At 60.8% G+C, this 16,901-nt stretch carries 18 protein-coding genes; 5 read left to right on the top strand and 13 right to left on the bottom strand.

All coding sequences use genetic code 11. From position 1 onward, the window contains the following. Nucleotides 1-3: 3 nt before the first annotated feature. The 11 genes from HDF09_RS01840 to HDF09_RS01790 all read right to left on the bottom strand — a co-directional run bounded on the left by HDF09_RS01840 (nt 4) and on the right by HDF09_RS01790 (nt 10,403). Nucleotides 4-1,344 carry a FliI/YscN family ATPase gene (locus HDF09_RS01840; protein ID WP_183760692.1) on the bottom strand — a complete coding sequence of 447 codons (1,341 nt, stop codon included), beginning with the start codon at nt 1,342-1,344 and terminating at the stop codon, nt 4-6. Next, the gene (locus HDF09_RS01835) at nt 1,341-2,081 is read right to left on the bottom strand and encodes a FliH/SctL family protein (RefSeq protein WP_183760690.1); all 741 of its coding nucleotides are present in this window, start codon (nt 2,079-2,081) and stop codon (nt 1,341-1,343) included. The genes HDF09_RS01840 and HDF09_RS01835 overlap by 4 nt, the downstream gene beginning before the upstream one ends. Next, the gene (gene fliG, locus HDF09_RS01830; RefSeq protein WP_183760688.1) at nt 2,062-3,150 is read right to left on the bottom strand and encodes a flagellar motor switch protein FliG; all 1,089 of its coding nucleotides are present in this window, start codon (nt 3,148-3,150) and stop codon (nt 2,062-2,064) included. The genes HDF09_RS01835 and fliG overlap by 20 nt, the downstream gene beginning before the upstream one ends. Continuing rightward, the gene (gene fliF / locus HDF09_RS01825; RefSeq protein ID WP_183760686.1) at nt 3,150-4,940 is read right to left on the bottom strand and encodes a flagellar basal-body MS-ring/collar protein FliF; all 1,791 of its coding nucleotides are present in this window, start codon (nt 4,938-4,940) and stop codon (nt 3,150-3,152) included. Before fliF ends, fliG begins: the two co-directional genes overlap by 1 nt. 32 nt (nt 4,941-4,972) lie before the next feature. Further along, nucleotides 4,973-5,299, bottom strand: a complete 327-nt coding sequence (gene fliE, locus HDF09_RS01820; protein WP_260180862.1) for a flagellar hook-basal body complex protein FliE — start codon at nt 5,297-5,299, stop codon at nt 4,973-4,975. Between the two features lie 55 nt (nt 5,300-5,354). Continuing rightward, nucleotides 5,355-5,882 carry a flagellar basal body rod protein FlgC gene (gene flgC, locus HDF09_RS01815; protein ID WP_183760684.1) on the bottom strand — a complete coding sequence of 176 codons (528 nt, stop codon included), beginning with the start codon at nt 5,880-5,882 and terminating at the stop codon, nt 5,355-5,357. 3 nt (nt 5,883-5,885) lie between these two features. Further along, nucleotides 5,886-6,254, bottom strand: coding sequence for a flagellar basal body rod protein FlgB (flgB, locus tag HDF09_RS01810; RefSeq protein WP_183760682.1), 369 nt, complete (start codon nt 6,252-6,254; stop codon nt 5,886-5,888). 537 nt (nt 6,255-6,791) lie between these two features. Further along, nucleotides 6,792-8,198, bottom strand: a complete 1,407-nt coding sequence (locus HDF09_RS01805) for a sigma-54-dependent transcriptional regulator (protein ID WP_260180956.1) — start codon at nt 8,196-8,198, stop codon at nt 6,792-6,794. A gap of 5 nt (nt 8,199-8,203) precedes the next feature. Then, the gene (locus HDF09_RS01800; protein ID WP_179583875.1) at nt 8,204-8,467 is read right to left on the bottom strand and encodes a hypothetical protein; all 264 of its coding nucleotides are present in this window, start codon (nt 8,465-8,467) and stop codon (nt 8,204-8,206) included. Continuing rightward, nucleotides 8,454-9,197 (bottom strand): response regulator transcription factor, encoded by a 744-nt coding sequence (locus tag HDF09_RS01795; protein WP_183760680.1) that lies wholly within the window; start codon nt 9,195-9,197, stop codon nt 8,454-8,456. Before HDF09_RS01795 ends, HDF09_RS01800 begins: the two co-directional genes overlap by 14 nt. A 162-nt stretch (nt 9,198-9,359) precedes the next feature. Beyond that, a complete protein-coding gene (locus HDF09_RS01790) occupies nt 9,360-10,403 on the bottom strand; it encodes an alpha/beta fold hydrolase (RefSeq protein WP_183760678.1) in 1,044 nt (347 codons plus the stop codon). Between the two features lie 116 nt (nt 10,404-10,519). On the opposite strand from HDF09_RS01790, the gene lexA reads away from it, so the two are divergent. The 3 genes from lexA to HDF09_RS01775 all read left to right on the top strand — a co-directional run bounded on the left by lexA (nt 10,520) and on the right by HDF09_RS01775 (nt 13,502). After that, nucleotides 10,520-11,125 (top strand): transcriptional repressor LexA, encoded by a 606-nt coding sequence (gene lexA, locus HDF09_RS01785; protein ID WP_183760676.1) that lies wholly within the window; start codon nt 10,520-10,522, stop codon nt 11,123-11,125. A gap of 181 nt (nt 11,126-11,306) precedes the next feature. Beyond that, nucleotides 11,307-12,515, top strand: coding sequence for an efflux RND transporter periplasmic adaptor subunit (locus HDF09_RS01780; protein ID WP_183760674.1), 1,209 nt, complete (start codon nt 11,307-11,309; stop codon nt 12,513-12,515). Nucleotides 12,516-12,641: 126 nt separating this feature from the next. After that, nucleotides 12,642-13,502 (top strand): DUF4097 family beta strand repeat-containing protein, encoded by an 861-nt coding sequence (locus HDF09_RS01775; protein ID WP_183760672.1) that lies wholly within the window; start codon nt 12,642-12,644, stop codon nt 13,500-13,502. A 78-nt stretch (nt 13,503-13,580) separates the two neighbouring features. On the opposite strand, the gene HDF09_RS01770 is transcribed toward HDF09_RS01775, so the two are convergent. After that, the gene (locus HDF09_RS01770) at nt 13,581-14,264 is read right to left on the bottom strand and encodes a carbonic anhydrase (RefSeq protein WP_221269979.1); all 684 of its coding nucleotides are present in this window, start codon (nt 14,262-14,264) and stop codon (nt 13,581-13,583) included. 54 nt (nt 14,265-14,318) lie between these two features. On the opposite strand from HDF09_RS01770, the gene HDF09_RS01765 reads away from it, so the two are divergent. Then, the gene (locus HDF09_RS01765; protein ID WP_183760669.1) at nt 14,319-15,026 is read left to right on the top strand and encodes an HAD family hydrolase; all 708 of its coding nucleotides are present in this window, start codon (nt 14,319-14,321) and stop codon (nt 15,024-15,026) included. Between the two features lie 44 nt (nt 15,027-15,070). Then, nucleotides 15,071-16,288 (top strand): FAD-dependent oxidoreductase, encoded by a 1,218-nt coding sequence (locus tag HDF09_RS01760; protein WP_183760667.1) that lies wholly within the window; start codon nt 15,071-15,073, stop codon nt 16,286-16,288. Between the two features lie 3 nt (nt 16,289-16,291). Here the strand turns inward: HDF09_RS01760 and HDF09_RS01755 are convergent, their stop codons facing one another. After that, entirely contained in the window at nt 16,292-16,879 is a 588-nt protein-coding gene (locus HDF09_RS01755) for a histidine phosphatase family protein (RefSeq protein WP_183760665.1), read from the bottom strand. Nucleotides 16,880-16,901 lie beyond the last annotated feature (22 nt).

Below are 16,901 nucleotides of genomic sequence, written 5' to 3'. Positions count from 1 at the left end.
TCTCTATAGCTCCATCGTATTCAGCCGTGCCACACTCTCCTGCATCGTCACGCGCTCGTCGCTTCCCTGCTCCAGAAACGCGCGTAGCACCGGCATCGCCCGCATAGCCCGATCCAGGTCCTCATCCGTTCCCGCCTTGTAAGCTCCAATGCGAATCAGATCCTCTGACCGCGCATGAGCCGCCAGCAGTCTCCGCACCGTCGAAGCCCGTGCCCGATGCTCCGGCATCGTCACCGCGGGCATCAACCGGCTCAGCGAATCCAGCACATTCACCGGCGGATACCATCCACTCGCCGCCATCGATCGCGACAGTACCACATGTCCATCGAGCAGCGATCGCACCGCGTCCACCACCGGATCCTGCTGATCGTCGCCCTCCATCAGCACCGTATAGAACGCCGTGATGCTCCCCCTGCGAAAGTTCCCCGCGCGCTCCACCAGCTTCGCCAGCTTGGCAAACACCGACGGCGTATATCCCTTGCTCGCCGGCGGCTCCCCCGCCGCAAGCCCCAACTCCCGCGCCGCCATCGCGTACCGCGTCAACGAATCCAGCACCAGCAGAACATGCTTTCCACGCGCCGCATAAAACTCCGCCACCGCAGTCGCCGCCATCGCCGCCCGCATCCTCAGCAGAGGGCTCTGATCTGACGTCGAAACCAGCACCACCGATCGCTTGCGTCCTTCCTCTCCCAGCGAGTCCTCCACAAACTCCCGCACCTCGCGCCCGCGCTCCCCCACCAACCCGACCACCGTAAGATCAGCCGCCGTGTTTCGCGTCATCATCCCGATCAGCGTGCTCTTGCCCACACCCGAGCCGCCAAAGATCCCCACTCTCTGCCCACGCCCAACCGTCAACATCCCATCCAGCACCCGAAGTCCTGTCTGCAGCGGCTCTCGAATCGGTTCACGCTCCATAGGGTGCGGCACCGTGCCATCAAGCGGCCACATCTCAACCGCCCTCGGCGTCGGCAGGCCATCAAGCGGAGCCCCCAACGCATCGACGATCCTTCCCTCCATCTCCGTCCCCACAGCGATCTGCGGCGTCACCCCCATCGCAAGCACCGCATCTCCATAGCGAATTCCCTGCGTCTCCTTCAAAGGCATCGCCAGCACATGCCGCCCGCGAAACCCGATCACCTCTGCGCTGTGTCTCTGCCCCTCGCTGTCAACAATCTCGCAGCACTCCCCCACCGAACACAGCGGTCCCTCAGCCTCCACCGTCTGTCCATTCGCCTCCACCACACGCCCACTCCACCGCCACGCCGGACGATTTGCCAGCTGGGTCATGTAAGTTCCCAGGCCGTTCGCGCTCCCATTCACCGCGTCCTGTAAGTCGTCGCTCATGCCGGCCTCTGCTGCATCAGATCGAAGAAGCCTCGCTCAATCTCCTCCAACTGCGCACTCACACCCAGCTCCACTCTGCCGACATTCGTCTCGAGCACACACTCTCCAGCCGCAAGCCGCTCATCTCCCACCAGCTTCATAGCGGCGTCCTGATGCGCAGCAAACACCCCCTGCCACATCTCAATCTCGCCCACCGGCACGCGCAGCACCACCGCACTATCCTTTGCAACCTTCTCCAGCGCCACCCTCACCACACCTGTCAACAGAAGCGGATCGAGCTTTACCTCGCGATGCAACACCCGCACGGCAATAGCCAGCGCCAACCGAACAACCTCACTCTCCACTCCAGCAAAATATCTCGTCCGCTCCTGGCGAAACTCCTCTTCAATCTTTTGCAGCCGGGAACGCTCCTGCGCAATCTTCTCCTGAAGTTCGGCCTCCCACAAAAGACGAGCCTCAGCAGTCGCCTCACTCCGCGCTCTTTCAACCTGCGCCGACATCTGCTCCGCCTGCGATCGCAGCTTCCCGTTCAGTGCCTCTTCCTCTTTCAGCAAAGCCTCTACCTCAACAATCTTGTCCTCTGCCACGATCTCCGCAACGGGCTCCGGCCGATCCAACGGATAAAACTCAAGTCGCGACACGCTCCTCGCACCCGCCTTCATCAACCTCCCGGGCAACTGCATGGCAGCGCCGCGATCGGCCCCTGCTCCAGCGCTCTCAGACGGCGAGATCATCATCCACCTCCATCTTCAAGATCATCCTGCCCTCGCTCTCGAGCTGCCTCGCCAGCGCCAACAGCTCCTGCTGCGCCGCGTTGACGTCTCGCATCCGCACCGGCCCCATCACCTCCATGTCCTCCTTCAACATATCGACCGCACGCGAGCTCATCGCCTTGAACAGATGAGCCTTCACATTGTCCTTGCCACCCTTTAGCGCCATCGCAAGCACCTTCTTGTCGGCAGAACTTACAAACTCGCGAATACTCTCCGCCGGCACCGTGCAAAGGTCTTCAAACACAAACATCAGCTCGCGTATTCCAATCGCCACCTTTGGCTCGTTCTGTTCAATCTCTTCCAGAATCCCGCGGCTCTCGCCCTGGTCCAGACGGTTCAACAGCTCAGCGACCGCCTTGAAGCCCGAGTACGACTTCCGGCCACTCGAACCCATCTTCTCCATTCGCTTGTGCAGAGCCATCGCAACCGTCTGCGCCATCTCCGGCGAGAACTGCCGCATCTCCGCCAACCGCCGCACTACATCCACTCGCATCGCGCCCTGCAGGTTCATCAACACCGTCGAGCCTCGCTTGGCATCCAGATGCGCCAGCACCAGCGCGACCGTCTGCGAGTGTTCGTTCTCCAGAAACTTGCTCAGATGTTGTGCGTCCATGTTCTGCAACATCGCCATGTCGCCGTTCGTACGTTCGCGAATCTTCTTTACCTGTTGCAGCAGCTCCTCTGCCCTGGTCGCTCCAAATGCCTCTGTCAGCAACTTGAGCGCGTAGTCCGGGCCGCCGCGAACCATGTACTGCTGCGTCTCCAACAGTCCGTAAAACTCCGTCAGCACCTGCGTCAACTGCGACGCCGGAACATCTCCCAGCCGCGTAATCTCCTCGGTCACGCGACGTACGTCATTCTCCGAAAGACTCAAAAAGAGCGTCTTCGCTAGTTCGTCACCGATCGCGACCATAAGGATCGCGGCCTTCCGCAGCCCTGGAATATCCGCCGGTACAAATCCCGACTCCGGTGTCAACAACAGCGGATTCTGCCGCGTCGTCTCTGCCCCTGAAAACTGCATCGCTGTCCCCATTACGACCTCTCCTCAGATGTTCCAATCCATGCCTCGATCAACCGCGTGCTCTGCCCAGGCTCCCGTCGAATGTGCTCCGACACCTGCTCAAAGATTCCCTGCTGCAACTGATAGGTCTTGTTCCTGGCTCGCGGCAGCATCTTGTCCGGAGCCTCACTCGAGGCCAATAGTTGCTCCTCGGCGTTGTTCAACCCAACGTGTCCGGTATCGGCTGGCAGCAGCATCGGTTCACGCAAGGTCGCTGTCATCTGGGTCGCCACGGGACGCAATACAAACAGCACCAGCAGCACGCCGCAAAGCCCAATCACCGCCGTTCGCATCAGTCCCGGCTGCGTATGCAGCAACCCGCGCACCTGGTCCATCAACCTGTCCATCGTCGGCGGCTTCACCTCAGGCGCGTTCGTGCTGAAGCTCACGTTCTGCATCACCACCTGGTCGCCGCGCCGCGCATCATAACCAACCGCGGCCTGCGCCAGCTCCTCAAGCCGATGCATCTCCTCCGTACTCCGCGGCTTCCAAACCACATGCTCCAGCTTGCCCGCCCCTTCAGTCATGCTCCGATCGTTCACCACGACCGCGGCCGACACACGCCGCACCCGCCCCGGACCCTGCTCCGTATGCACCAGATGTTTTGTAACTCCGTAGGTTCCATTTTCCTGATGAATGCTCTGCCCCTGGGCTCCATTCTGCTGCGGATACACCGGCAGCGACTGAGCCTGCTTCTGCAGCAGCGGTGGAGTACCCGGCGCAGCCGCCACCTGCGATCCCGCCACCGCACCCTCAGGCGACGCGCCAGGCGAATTACTTGCCGTCCCAGGAATACCCGAGGGCCCTCCCCGCCCAGTCGATACCTGTTCGCTCTTCTGCATATTCAACGTCACCACTTCAGTCGGGTCGTAGACCTCGTCGGTCCGCTCCTCGCTGCCTTCGTCGTAACTCACATTCACCGTTGCCCGCACATTGTCGCGTCCAGCCAGCGGCTCCAGCATCGCGACCAGCTTTGCCTCCATCGCCTGCTCCGCGTCGGCCTCGGCCGCATTGCTCGAGCGCGGCTTGAAGTTCACGCGCCCATCTGCATCCACCAGAGTCACTTGGTCCGCGCTCAGGTTCTCCACCGACCCCGCCACCAGACTGCGAATCGCATCCGCCTGCTCCGGATCGAGCGCATCCCGCTTCAGCTTCAACACCACCGAAGCCTTCGCCACCTTCTCTTCCGCGGTAAACAACGAAGGCTGCGGCAGCACCAGGTGCACCCGCGCCGACTTCACCACGCCCAGCGTTCCAATCGTGTGTTCGAGCTCACCCTCCAGAGCCCGCTGATAGTTCACTCGCTCATCGAACTCGCTACCCACCCAGTTCGGCTTATCGAACAACTCAAAGCCCAGTCGCCCCGTCTGTGGCATCCCCTTCGCCGCAACCTCCATCCGGGCCTTATCCAACATATCCGCCGGCACCTGCACTCCCGCGCCATCCGCCGTCGTCTCGTAAGGAATTCCAGCAGCCGCAAGCTCCTGCGAGACCTGCTGCACATCTTTCGCATCAAGCCCGTTGAACAACACCCGCCAGTCCGGACGCCCCGCAAACCACACCATCGCGGCGCACACTGCCGCCAGAAAAACTCCAGCCGCAATCAGCCACGTCCTCTTCGCCGCCGGCATCGCCATCAGCCGCTCGCGCATCCCCGAGACCATCGCCTGCGCCTTCTCGAGTGGAGTACCGGCAGCCACACCAGCGCCGGCTTCTCCCGCTCGTTGCATCCCCGCCCCGCCAACCTGTTCTGTCTCAGCCATCTCGCCCCAGTGTCTCTCTGAACCCTAAGTTCTTAAAACTGCATGCCCATCATCTGTTGATAGGCGCCTACTGCCTTGTTCCGCACCTGCAGCGCCAGCTCGAACGCCATATTCGCCTTCTGCGTCGCAATCATTGCGTCGTGAACCTCGACACCCGAGCCATTCAACAACCCGGTCACGGCCTCAGACGCCTTCTGATCGAGCTTCGTCGTCTCCTTCACCATCGACTGCAACACCCCCGCAAACGGCACGCTCCCCGCGCCCCCTGCGTTCAACGCCGCAACCCCAGCGTCACTCAGGAAGCCATCATCGAGGCCTCCAATCCCTACTCCGCTCATCACTCCGGAACCAACAGGCAATCCGACCACAATCCCTCCTCTGCGTCTCTATCTCTTCGCGCGCTGCACGATCGCTCTACTTCAAAAGATCAAGCGAAGAGTTGAAGATGCTCTTCTCCGCCGTAATGGCTGACGCATTCATCCCATACGATCGCGTCGCCCCCATCAGATCCACCATCTCCGTCAGGGGATTAATATCCGGATACGCCACGAATCCATCCGCCCCCGCATCCGGATGCGAGGGGTCATACCGTTGCAATGGCTTGCTTGCATCTGCAATCACACCAGTCACCTCAACTCCGCCCGGCGTCGGATTGGCAGCCGTCAGATCACCGCTCAACCCACCGCTGATCCCACCGGTGTAGATATTCTTGAAGCCGCTCCCCGTACTAATGCTCGATCCGCCATTCAACTGATTCACCATCGAGTCCTGAAACGTGCCGCCATTCTGAGCTTCAAACACCACATGGTGCCGCTGATACGGGCCGCCCTCAGGTGTCCGTGTTGTCTCGGCGTTGGCCATATTCGAAGCCACCACCTCAGCCCGCACTCGCTCGGCCTTCAGCGCCGAACCACTCACATCCATCACTCCGAAGATATTCATGGCCTATTTCGAATCCATATGAATTGCACTCATCACCGTTGCGAACTCGCCCTTCAAAAGCTGCGTGCCCAGCTTGAACTGCATCTGTGCCTTAGCCAGTTGCAAGCCTTCGCGGTCGATCGATACGTTATTGCCATCCGGCCGGGCCACCAGTCCATCGACATCCTGCATCGGAGCCAGAACCCCTTCAAGACCCGCCGCGCCCGCGCCATCGTTCAGCTGCTGCGCAAACACCTCTTCGAAATCGAACCCCTGCGTCTTGAACCCAGGCGTATCCACATTCGCCATATTCCTGGCAGTCACCTGCATCTGCTGACTGGTCAGATCCAGATACCGTCCCAAAGCATCGCTCATCGCTGTCGTCGTCTGCATAGGCCCTTCACCTCCACGCCATGACATATGCAGTCCTACGACCAAACAAAAGCGCCCTCAAATGAGAGCGCTCTTATCAACTTCCAACCTCGAACTGTCCATCACCCACAGATTGCCTGAAAGTCAGAGATCATGACCGTCGAAAAATCAGAGATCGGGGTCGGGTTTTGGGGAATTGGAATGAAGTTTTTTTCGGCTGGTGTTTGGTGGTTTTTGCAGGGGTTTTCGGGAAAAAACGTGGTTTTCGTTGTGGTGTTTTGGTGGTGAAGACGTGGTGAGATGCGTGGTGAAGGTGGTGTTTTAGCATCCACTTTTCGCGTGACGAAAAATACGCCACGATTTTCAACTATTTTTTAGGCGATCTCGATTTCTGACTTTTTGACGATCTTGATCCGTGATTTTTACACGATCACAGCCAGCAGCCTAGATTCCAAGTCAGCCAACCTGCTCCAGCCTGCAGCCTAGACTCCAAGCCAACCTGGCTCCAGCTAGCAGCCCTCGGCTTCAAGCCGCCAGCCTGACTCCAGGCTACCCGTCCTAACTCCGGGTAGCCCGCCGGAAGCGAATCTCCTCCTCGCCAATCTCCATCTTCTCCCCTGCCAGAATCGCGCCGCGTTCCAATACATGCATCAGCTCTCGCACATTGCCCGGCCAGCTGTGTTCGTACAGCTTCGCCTCCGCTTCGGTTGTCAACCGCTTGCGTGGCATCTCCTGCCCCATCTGCTCCAGAATGTGCTCCGCCAGCAGCCCAAGATCGTCCATCCGATCCCGCAGCGCCGGCACCTCCACCGGAAAGACGGCTAGCCGATGGTAGAGATCCAATCGAAACGTCCTCTCCGCGCCAGTGCTCGTAGCCAGCTTCTCCAACGGTTGATGCGTCGCGGCGATCACACGCACATCCACGCGCATCGTCTCGTTATCGCCCACCCGCTGCAACTCGCCGCACTCCAGAAACCGCAGCATCTTCGCCTGCAGCGCCATCGGCATCTCCCCAATCTCATCCAGAAAGAGCGTCCCACCATGCGCCGCTTCGATCCGTCCGGTTCGTGACTGCACCGCGCCAGTAAAGGCTCCGCGCGTATGCCCAAACAGTTCAGCCTCCAGCAGAGCCTCAGGAATCGCCGCGCAGTTCAACACCGCAAACGGCTTCCCCGCCCGCTCACTCAACCGATGCAAGGCCCGCGCCACAACCTCTTTTCCGGTCCCCGTCTCCCCTTCAACCAGCACAGTCGTTGACCGCGGAGCTACCAGCCGAATCAAACGCGTCAGTTCGCGCATCGGTTCACTCGCGCCAATCATCTCCGGCAACATCGGCTCGTTCTTCGCCGCGGGCCGCGTTGTCTCCTCCCTGCCCAGCAGAACGGCAAGCGCCTGCCGCGTCGACTCCAGACGAACCTGCTCTTCTCTCTCCCGCGCCTCGTCCTGGTCCACATCTTTTCGTACTGGAGACGGCATCCGAATCGGCACCCTCGCTCCCGCACCAGAGGCAGCAGTTGCCGGAGCCGGTGTCGCCACAGGCACTGAAACCGGAGCCGCGGCCCACGCCGCCGTATCGTTCACCGGAGCGTTCTGGGCCTCTCGTAACGCATGCAGCAACTCATTACGCCGTGGACTCCGCGCTCCACCATCCACACCACCATCCACCCGGAGCAGCTCCATCGCTGGATACATCATCCGGATCACGCTCGCGAACTCACCCACCTCAAGATCCGGCAGCCAGCTATCCACCAGCAGCGCCTCCGACCGCGCGTCCTCGAGCTGCGCCATCGCCTCGGCTCCTCCACTGGCCTCGCGAACCTGCCAACGCAGCCCCGTAAGAGAGGCACGCAGTCGCTGTCGCAACCCCGCATCAGCACTGGCCAATACCACCGTCCGCACAGCAGCCACCTCGGCTGCATCTATGTTTGACACCGAGTTCAACACCGACTCCCGTCCCATGCCCATCTCCGTCACCCTATCCTCTCGTCGTTCGTATCCGCCTTCACCTGCTGCAACATCGTCCTCATCGTTCCAACTGTCTGGTTCAACCGCACACACTCTTTCAAAGCCTCTCGAATTGCCTCCAGCATCGCATCCGGCTCTCCGATCATCTCGCCCATCGCCAGCCTGCACTGCAACACCGTCAACGGCTGGCAAAGCCCGTGCAACGCGACGTCAAGGCGCTCCACAAACTCTGCGCGACCAGCCTCTTGCACCAGCTCACGCACCGGCATATGCCGCACTCACCGGAAGCACGCCAACCCGGCCCACACTCTTACGCCCGCTGCTCATCCGGTAACCTTCTCCGCGCACCGTCTCGATGACCGAGTACCCCAGGTCGCCATCCCCACTCGCCGCCGCCAGCTTCCGCCGCAGATAGTTGATGTACACATCCACCACGTTGGTCCCGGCATCGGGAGACATCTGCCACACGTCCCGCAGCAGCTCGCTCCGGCTGCAGCACTGCCCGCCCCGCTTCAGCAAAAACTCCAGCAGGCTGAACTCCTTCACCGTCAGATCCACCAGATAACCGTTCCGCATCACCTTGCGCTCCATTCGGTTCAGTTCGACGTCGCCATGCCGCAGCACCGGATCCACAAACTGCTCCCGCCGCCGCAGCAGCGCCCGGCAGCGCGCCGTCAGTTCATGAAAGCTGAACGGCTTCAACAAGCAATCATCCGCGCCAAGGTTCAAACATTTGATCCGCTCTTCCACCGAGCTGCGGCCCGTCAGCACCAGCACCGAGGTCTCATCGAAGCGCCCGCGCATCTCCGCCAGCACTTCGGTCCCATCTTTTCTCGGAAGACTCAGGTCCAGCACGATCAAGTCCGGACGATGTTCCTCCGCATGCCGCAACCCGGCCTCGCCATCACCCACCCAATCCACCTGGTGTCCCTCCAGCTTCAGACCCTTCTGAAGAAACAAACCCAAAGCTGCATCATCTTCCACAATCAGAACTCGCATTTCGTCTCCCAAGGCACAATCAAGATGTTCAGGTCATCCGTTCCAACCGAAATTACATTACCGTTTCGGTGGCGTGTTATTACCTTGGTGCATCCAACTCATCTTGACAAGAGTTCTTCGCGATCTTTTTGTAAGGTCAATTTCAAAACGGGAATTTCCTCACTACCTCGCCAAAAACCGCTCCACCCGCGACGACACAGCCTCAGCATCGCAGCTCATGATCAAGTGCGCGCAGCTGCCCGCTGAAACATACGTCTCCGCACCCACCGCCTTCGCCCACTCCAGCGCAGGCTGCGGAGTCACCATACGATCCTCCGCCGCCACAATCACCAGGAACTTCACCGGCACGGACCGCGCAACCTCGTCAATCGTTCTTCCATGCAGCACATCATGATGCATAATCGCCTTCGCCTGCCACACCCTGTCATTCGCGTCCTGTCGTTGCGGCGACTCGACCGTCTTCAACCACTCTGCAAACTGCGCCCTTGGAATCTCGGCGTTCCTATACTGCGGTGCGCTCACAATCAGCGTCCCAATCGCATTCGCAAGCTTCAACTGCGGCTCCGTCACATACCGCCCGTGCATATACTCCGGGTCTGCTTCAATCGCGTCGATCACAATCTGCTTCGACAACAGATCAAAGCTCGTCACCTGCGGCGTCCCCACAATAGGCACCGCAAGATCGACGAACTTCGGAAACAGCACCGCCCACGCAAACACCTGCTCTCCGCCCATCGACAGCCCCACCGCCGCGTGCACATGCCGCACATGCAACACCTCGGTCAACACGCGGTATTGCGCCCGCACCATATCCTCCATCGTGAACTCCGGAAACTCCGGCCCATGCTGCCGCCTGCTATTTGATGGCGACGACGAGACCCCATCTCCAAACGCATCGAACGCCACCCCGAAGAACCGCGACGTATTCACCAGCCGATGCCCAGTCTCTTCCCGCCCAAAGAGAGGAGCCAGATCCTCGCTTCGTCCATTCAGCCACGAAGGCATCACCACCACATTCGACCCATCAGCGTTCAACGTGCCAAAGGTGCGGTACCCAACCCTGCAATCCAACACCACCTTGCCACTCTCCAAAGCGCAGCTTCCCAACTCCGCAATCTTCTGCGACTCTTCCGCCCGCCCCGCGGACACAGCCAGCACCAAGGTCACCACCACCCCAAAGATGCGAACCAGCTTCGAAGTCTTCATGGAATCAGCATATCCCGCGCTCTCTCTCCCAACCGCCAGCACTCCTAGAGGCACGCTCGGAAAATAAACTCGACAGATCCCTTGCAATTCGCTTTTTATTCGCTACAATCATCCGCATGGCAATTACACGGCGACAAAAAGAGGTCATCGACTTCCTTTCCAGCTTCACCCAGAAGAATGGCTACTCGCCCTCCTACGAGGAGATCGCCAGCGGCCTGGGTCTCAGCTCCCTCGCTACCGTCCACAAACACATCACCAACCTCCAGAACAAAGGCCTCCTCCAGCGCGCGCACAACCGCAGCCGCTCCATCGACGTGCTACCCGCACGCAGCGGCAAAAAAGGCTCCGACCGTCTCCCCCTGCTGGGCCGCATCGCCGCCGGCAAGCCCGTCGAAGCAATCGAAAGCGCAGAGAGCATCTCCCTCTCAGACATCATCGGCAACCGCGAGGTCTTTGCCCTCGAAGTACGAGGCGACTCCATGCGCGACGAGCACATCGTCTCCGGCGACTACGTTCTGGTCGAGCGCACCCGCACCGCCCGCGAAGGCGAGATCATCGTCGCTCTGATCGACGGCTCCGACGCAACCCTCAAGCGCTTTTACCGCGAGGGCAGTATGATTCGCCTTCAACCCTCCAACACGGAGATGTCCCCCATCTACGCCCCGGCCGCGAATGTCAGCATCCAAGGCAAGGTCCTCGGGGTTCTCCGAAAGTACGCATAAGATTCACTCCCCGTCCGCCTGCCCCACTGCTTCCTCCTCCCACCTCCCCCGTCTAAACGTCGACTCTGCAACATTGCCACGCCGTCACGTAAACTTTTTCGTAGTCGACGGAACCGCGGAGCGCATTCCTGCGTAACCACACTCCGAAGACACATATCACCAGCACCAATGGGAGCAGCAATTGGCTACGCAGCGTAAAAACAAACGAAAAACCTGGCTCTGGGTCGGCCTCAGCGTCCTGGTCGTAGCCGTCGTTCTCGGCGTGGTCGCAGCCGCTCACGGCAACACCACAAAGTTTGAACCCTCGCAACTGGCCAAGGTAGAGCGCGGAGACATCGCCCGCTCCGTCGTCGCCACCGGCAAGGTTCAGCCCATCACTAAAGTAGAGGTCAAATCCAAAGCCTCGGGCATCGTCACTCGCCTCGACACCGACATCAACGCCCACGTCCATCAGGGCCAGGTTCTCGCTCAACTCGACCAGCAGGAGATCCTCGATCAGGTAGCCGCGCAGAAAGCCCAGCTCGCCGCCGCCGAATCAAACGCCCGCGCCGCTGAAGCCTCCATCCAGTACGACAGGGTCAACGCCGAAGCGCCCGACCTGCCCATGTACAAGCACACCTACGATCGCAACCTCCAGATGTCTAAAGAGGGTGTGGTCTCGCAGCAGGCCCTCGACGATGCTCAGCAGAAGTACCTCTCTGCCGCCAACACCCGCGACAAGGCCGTCTCTCAAATCTCAGTCGACTCCTCCAAACTCCGCCAGGCTCAGGCCCAGGTCGCTCAGAATAAGGCCTCCCTCAAGCAGCTTGAAGAGCAGCTCGGCTACACCACCGTCACCTCGCCCATGGACGGCACCATCCTCTCCCGCGACGTCGAGATCGGCGACGCCGTCAGCTCCATCCTCGTCCTCGGCTCCACCGCGACCCTTGTCATGACCATCGGCGACACCAACCAGGTCTACGTCCAGGGCAAGGTCGACGAGTCCGACATCGGCAAGGTCTATATGGGCCAGGCCGCCCGCATCAAAGTCGAGTCCTTCAAGGACAAGACCTTTCTCGGCAAAGTCACCAAGATCGCACCCCTGGGCGTAGAGAAGGATAACGTCACCACCTTCGAGGTCCGCGTCTCCATCGACAACCCCGGCGGCGAGCTCAAGGCCAACATGACCGCGAACGCCGAGATCCTCCTCGAAGAGCACAAAAACGTCCTCACCGTACCCGAGCAGGCCGTCCTCTACGACAAAGACCGCAACGCCTCTGTCGAGGTTCCCGACCCCAAGCAAAAGAACGGCCGCAGAAAGATCGACATCAAGGCCGGCATCTCCAACGGCACCAAAACCGAGATCCTCGCCGGCCTCAACCCCGGCGACACCGTTATCCTTCAGCAATAACCGGCACGGCCAGTGGCAACAAGAAAGTCCGCCAATCGAGCGTACAAGGATCGCAACCTTCACCCGACGAGCTAACATCTAAACCGCAGTTACCCAGAGTCGAAAAGTCGAAAAAAAGGAACGCCCATGAAGATGACAGTCTTCGCCTCCACCGCCGCAATCCTCACCCTCACCGCAGCCACAGCCTTTGCCGCCGACGGCAACTTCGAGCGCACCCTCAGCGCCGGCAGCTCTCCCAACGTCTCGGTCTCCACCGGCTCCGGCGAGATCCGTCTCCATCCCGGCTCCGGCGATCAGATCCACATCGTCGCCCACCTCCACTCGAGCCACGGCTGGATGAGCGGCGGCTCGGACACCGACAGCCGCATCCAGCAGATCATCAGCAACCCGCCCATCGTCCAGAGCGGCAACGACGTCACCATTGGCGAACGCCATAACAACGACCTCTACCGCAACATCTCCATCGACTACGACATCTCCCTCCCCCGCGCCTCCACCATCAACTCCACCACCGGCTCCGGCGATATTGATATTCAGGACGTAGGCGCCGCCGTCAAAGCGCAGAGCGGCTCCGGCAGCGTCCGCGTCCACGGCGTCCAGGGCATGACCACCCTCGGCACCGGCTCCGGCGACATCGAACTTCAGCAGACCGGCCCAGGCGACGTCAAAGCCGAAACCGGCTCGGGAAGCATCCAGCTCCGTGGTCTCAACGGAGCCCTCAAAGCCAGCACCGGCTCCGGCGACATCACCGCCGAAGGCCAGCCCACCAGCGACTGGAAGCTCTCCACCGGCAGCGGCAGCGTTCGCCTCACCGTCGGCAGCGCCCACTTCAACCTCGACGCCGACACCGGCTCCGGAAACATCAGCGTTGCTCAGCCCATGACCATGCAGGGCAGCCTCAACCGCCACCACGTCAGCGCGGTCGTAGGCGGCGGCGGCCCCACCCTCCGCATCGGCACCGGCTCCGGCGACATCTCCATCAAGTAGTCCTCCCCAAACCAATCAGACGGGGGCCGCGAACCCCAACTCGCAGCCACCGTCTTTTTTATTTACCTTCACCCGACGCTAAGCGATGATGTTCACGCGCCCATTCTCCAGGTCATAGACTCCACCCGCTACCTTCACTCCGCCCTCTTTCACGGCCTTGGCAATCAGCGTAGAACTCTCCTGCACCAGCCTCGTCTGAAACACCACATTTGCCTTCACCGCCTGCACCACATCTCCATGCGCCTCACGCACTCCCGGCATCAGGTGCTGGTACAGTACGCTAATCTGTCCCGGAACCTCTTTGCCCTGTACCGCTGCAGCGATCGCCCCGCAGTTCGTATGTCCCAGAATCAGAACCGCCTTCAAGCCCAACACACCCACACCATACTCCAGGGTTGCCATCACCTCAGGTGTCACAACATTTCCTGCAACCCGTGTCACGAACACATGCCCGATGCTCTGATCGAACAGTATCTCCACCGGCACCCGAGAATCAGCACACGCAAGCACCGCAGCAAAAGGCTCCTGCTTCAACACCGTCTTCTCCTGCAAAATCTTCAGGTCTTCGGGAAACGAAGTAATCTTTCCCGCAATGTATCGCTCATTCCCCGCCATCAGCTCCTTCATTGCCGTCTCGCCCGTCATTCCCGTCTGCGCCAGCGCCAATCGACCAATACCCGCAAACTCTGCCAGCGCGCCAGCCGCTACCGCTCCCGCAACAAACTGCCTCCGCGTCCACTCGCCCGCAATCACTCGCCGCATAGTCTCTCCCGATGCCAGAAAGCTTACACCACCGCCATCGGTTACCCTTAAACCATGCCCCTCGCATCTCCTCCCCGCCTCATCGTCTTCGATCTCGACGGCACCCTCATCGACTCCCGCGTCGATCTCTGCAACTCCGTCAACGCCACCCTCGCCCACCTCGGCAAACCCACCCTCCCCGAGGCCGTCATCTCCGGCTACATCGGCGACGGAGCCTCCATGCTCGTTCGCCGCGCCATCGGCGACCCCGAAGGGGACATCACCGACGAGCAATATGTAACCAAAGCGCTAACATTTTTCCTCGACTACTACCGCATCCACAAACTCGACAACACCTACCTCTACCCCGGCGTCCTCGAAGCCCTCCAGGCCATCCGCGCCACACACCCCCAAACCCTCATGGCCGTCCTCACCAACAAACCCGTACACCCCTCCCGCGACATCTGCGCCCACTTCGGCCTCTCACCCTTCTTTTTCCAAAACTACGGCGGCAACAGCTTCCACACCAAAAAGCCTGACCCCCACGGCCTCGAAGCGCTCATCGCCGAAGCCTCCACCCTCGCCGGCCGCACCATCACCCCCGCCGAAACCATCATGGTAGGCGACACAGACATCGACGTCCTCACCGCCCGCAACTGTGGCGCCCGCAGCATCGGCTGCACCTTCGGCCTCAAGCCCCACTCCCTCGAAGACGCTCCACCTGACCATCTCGCCCACACCCCCGCCGACTGGCTCTCCTTCATCCTCGCAGATCCGCAGTAATTTTTTGACGCCCTCCCCGCGGCTTGCTACCCTCATCACCACCCATGGCCGCCGCACCCAATCCGCTCGCCACCACCTGCTGCATCATAGGAGGCGGGCCCGCAGGCATCATGCTGGGCTTTCTTCTCGCCCGCGCCGGCGTCAAGGTCACAGTCCTCGAAAAGCACAAAGACTTCTTCCGCGACTTCCGCGGGGACACCATCCATCCCTCCACCCTTGACCTCCTCTACGAACTCGGTCTCCTCGAAAAGTTCCTCACCATCCCCCACTCCCAGGTCGCAGCGCTCTCTGCCACCATCGGCGGCCAGCGCTTCCCCATAGCAAACTTCGCCCACGTCCCCACCCACTGTAAGTTCATCGCCCTCATGCCACAGTGGGACTTCCTTGACTTCCTCTCAAGCGAAGCCAGCCGTCTTCACGCCTTCACCCTGCGCATGGGATGGGAGGCCACCGGCCTCATCCAGCAAAACGGCACCACCATCGGCGTCCGTGCCAACACACCCGATGGCCCGGTCGAAATCCCCGCCACCCTCACCGTCGGCTGCGACGGCCGCCACGCCATCTCCCGCGACGCCGGCCACCTCACACTCCAGGACGTCGGCGTCCCCGTCGATGTCCTCTGGCTCAAGATCGCCCGCCAGCCCTCCGACCCCGAGAACGCTCTCGGCTACATCAACTACGGCCGCCTCATCGTCCTCATCAACCGCAGCGACTACTTCCAGGTCGGCTACATCATCGCCAAAGGCACCTTTCCCGCCATCCAGCAGCAAGGTCTACCCGCCTTCCAACAAAGCATCGAACGCATCGTGCCCTTCCTCGTCGGCCGCACCGCCGAGATCGACTCCTGGGACAAGGTCAAGCTGCTCACCATCCAGGTCAACCGCCTCCTCGAGTGGTCCTCCCCCGGCCTCCTTTGCATAGGCGACGCGGCCCACGCCATGTCTCCCGTCGGCGGCATCGGCATCAACATCGCCATTCAGGACGCCGTCGCCACCGCCAACATCCTCACCGAAGCGCTACTCTCCAACACCCTCAGCCCGCACAATCTCGCCCAGGTACAGCACTATCGCGAAAGCGCAGTTCGCAACACCCAGCGCGTGCAAGTCGTTGCTCACCGCATCCTGAACCGAGTCCTCCACAACCCCGGCCCCATCCAGCCGCCCCTCGCTCTCCGCATCCTCACCAGCCTCCCAGGCTTCCAAAATCTCCCAGCCAGCTTCGTAGGAGTAGGCCTGCAACCCCAGCACATCAAAGACTTCTAGCCTCTACTCAAACCCGCGATTCCAGCTCGAAATCACCCGCGTCTCCCGCTCCCACCCCATCACACTCACACTCCCCGTCCCCAACGCCAGCAGACTCCCACCTGTAGCCGCCAACCCAATCCACCGCGCCGCCAGAATCCGCAATATATGAGCATGCGCAAACAGCGCCACCTTCCCACCCTGCGGAGCAGCCGCCAGCGCCCGTGCGATCACGCCATCCGCGCGCTCCCCAACATGCTCCACCGTCTCGCCACCAATAATCTCGTCCTTCCACACCGACCAGCCCGGAATCTCCGCCTGAATCTCCTTGGTCGTCTTCCCTTCATACACACCGTAGTCCCACTCCTTCAACCCGTTCTCCACCACAGCCTGGTCGCCAAACCCCGCAATCGCGCAGGTCTCCTTCGCGCGCTGCATCGGGCTTTCAAACACCGCATCGAACTTCGTCCCCTTCAAATAATCCCGCAGCTCCTCTGCCCGCTTGCGTCCATGGTCGGTCAACGGAATATCCGTCCGGCTCGTATGCGCCCCGCTCAAACTCCACTCCGTCTCCCCATGCCGCACCAGCCACAACTCAGTTCCCACACTCATCACAACCTCCGTACTAAATAAA

This window comes from Edaphobacter lichenicola, assembly GCF_014201315.1.
GTDB lineage: Bacteria > Acidobacteriota > Terriglobia > Terriglobales > Acidobacteriaceae > Edaphobacter > Edaphobacter lichenicola_B.
Note: the sequence above shows the minus strand (reverse complement) of the source record. Positions and strands in the feature narration are given on the sequence as shown.

Excerpts from the sequence above, each read along its gene's own strand:
- HDF09_RS01840 (WP_183760692.1), bottom strand. The coding sequence starts at position 1,344 with ATGAGCGACGACTTACAGGACGCGGTGAATGGGAGCGCGAACGGCCTG.
- HDF09_RS01835 (WP_183760690.1), bottom strand. The coding sequence starts at position 2,081 with ATGATGATCTCGCCGTCTGAGAGCGCTGGAGCAGGGGCCGATCGCGGC.
- fliG (WP_183760688.1), bottom strand. The coding sequence starts at position 3,150 with ATGGGGACAGCGATGCAGTTTTCAGGGGCAGAGACGACGCGGCAGAAT.
- fliF (WP_183760686.1), bottom strand. The coding sequence starts at position 4,940 with ATGGCTGAGACAGAACAGGTTGGCGGGGCGGGGATGCAACGAGCGGGA.
- flgC (WP_183760684.1), bottom strand. The coding sequence starts at position 5,882 with ATGAATATCTTCGGAGTGATGGATGTGAGTGGTTCGGCGCTGAAGGCC.
- flgB (WP_183760682.1), bottom strand. The coding sequence starts at position 6,254 with ATGCAGACGACGACAGCGATGAGCGATGCTTTGGGACGGTATCTGGAT.
- HDF09_RS01805 (WP_260180956.1), bottom strand. The coding sequence starts at position 8,198 with ATGGGCATGGGACGGGAGTCGGTGTTGAACTCGGTGTCAAACATAGAT.
- HDF09_RS01800 (WP_179583875.1), bottom strand. The coding sequence starts at position 8,467 with ATGCCGGTGCGTGAGCTGGTGCAAGAGGCTGGTCGCGCAGAGTTTGTG.
- HDF09_RS01795 (WP_183760680.1), bottom strand. The coding sequence starts at position 9,197 with ATGCGAGTTCTGATTGTGGAAGATGATGCAGCTTTGGGTTTGTTTCTT.
- HDF09_RS01790 (WP_183760678.1), bottom strand. The coding sequence starts at position 10,403 with ATGAAGACTTCGAAGCTGGTTCGCATCTTTGGGGTGGTGGTGACCTTG.
- lexA (WP_183760676.1), top strand. The coding sequence starts at position 10,520 with ATGGCAATTACACGGCGACAAAAAGAGGTCATCGACTTCCTTTCCAGC.
- HDF09_RS01775 (WP_183760672.1), top strand. The coding sequence starts at position 12,642 with ATGAAGATGACAGTCTTCGCCTCCACCGCCGCAATCCTCACCCTCACC.
- HDF09_RS01770 (WP_221269979.1), bottom strand. The coding sequence starts at position 14,264 with ATGCGGCGAGTGATTGCGGGCGAGTGGACGCGGAGGCAGTTTGTTGCG.
- HDF09_RS01765 (WP_183760669.1), top strand. The coding sequence starts at position 14,319 with ATGCCCCTCGCATCTCCTCCCCGCCTCATCGTCTTCGATCTCGACGGC.
- HDF09_RS01760 (WP_183760667.1), top strand. The coding sequence starts at position 15,071 with ATGGCCGCCGCACCCAATCCGCTCGCCACCACCTGCTGCATCATAGGA.
- HDF09_RS01755 (WP_183760665.1), bottom strand. The coding sequence starts at position 16,879 with ATGAGTGTGGGAACTGAGTTGTGGCTGGTGCGGCATGGGGAGACGGAG.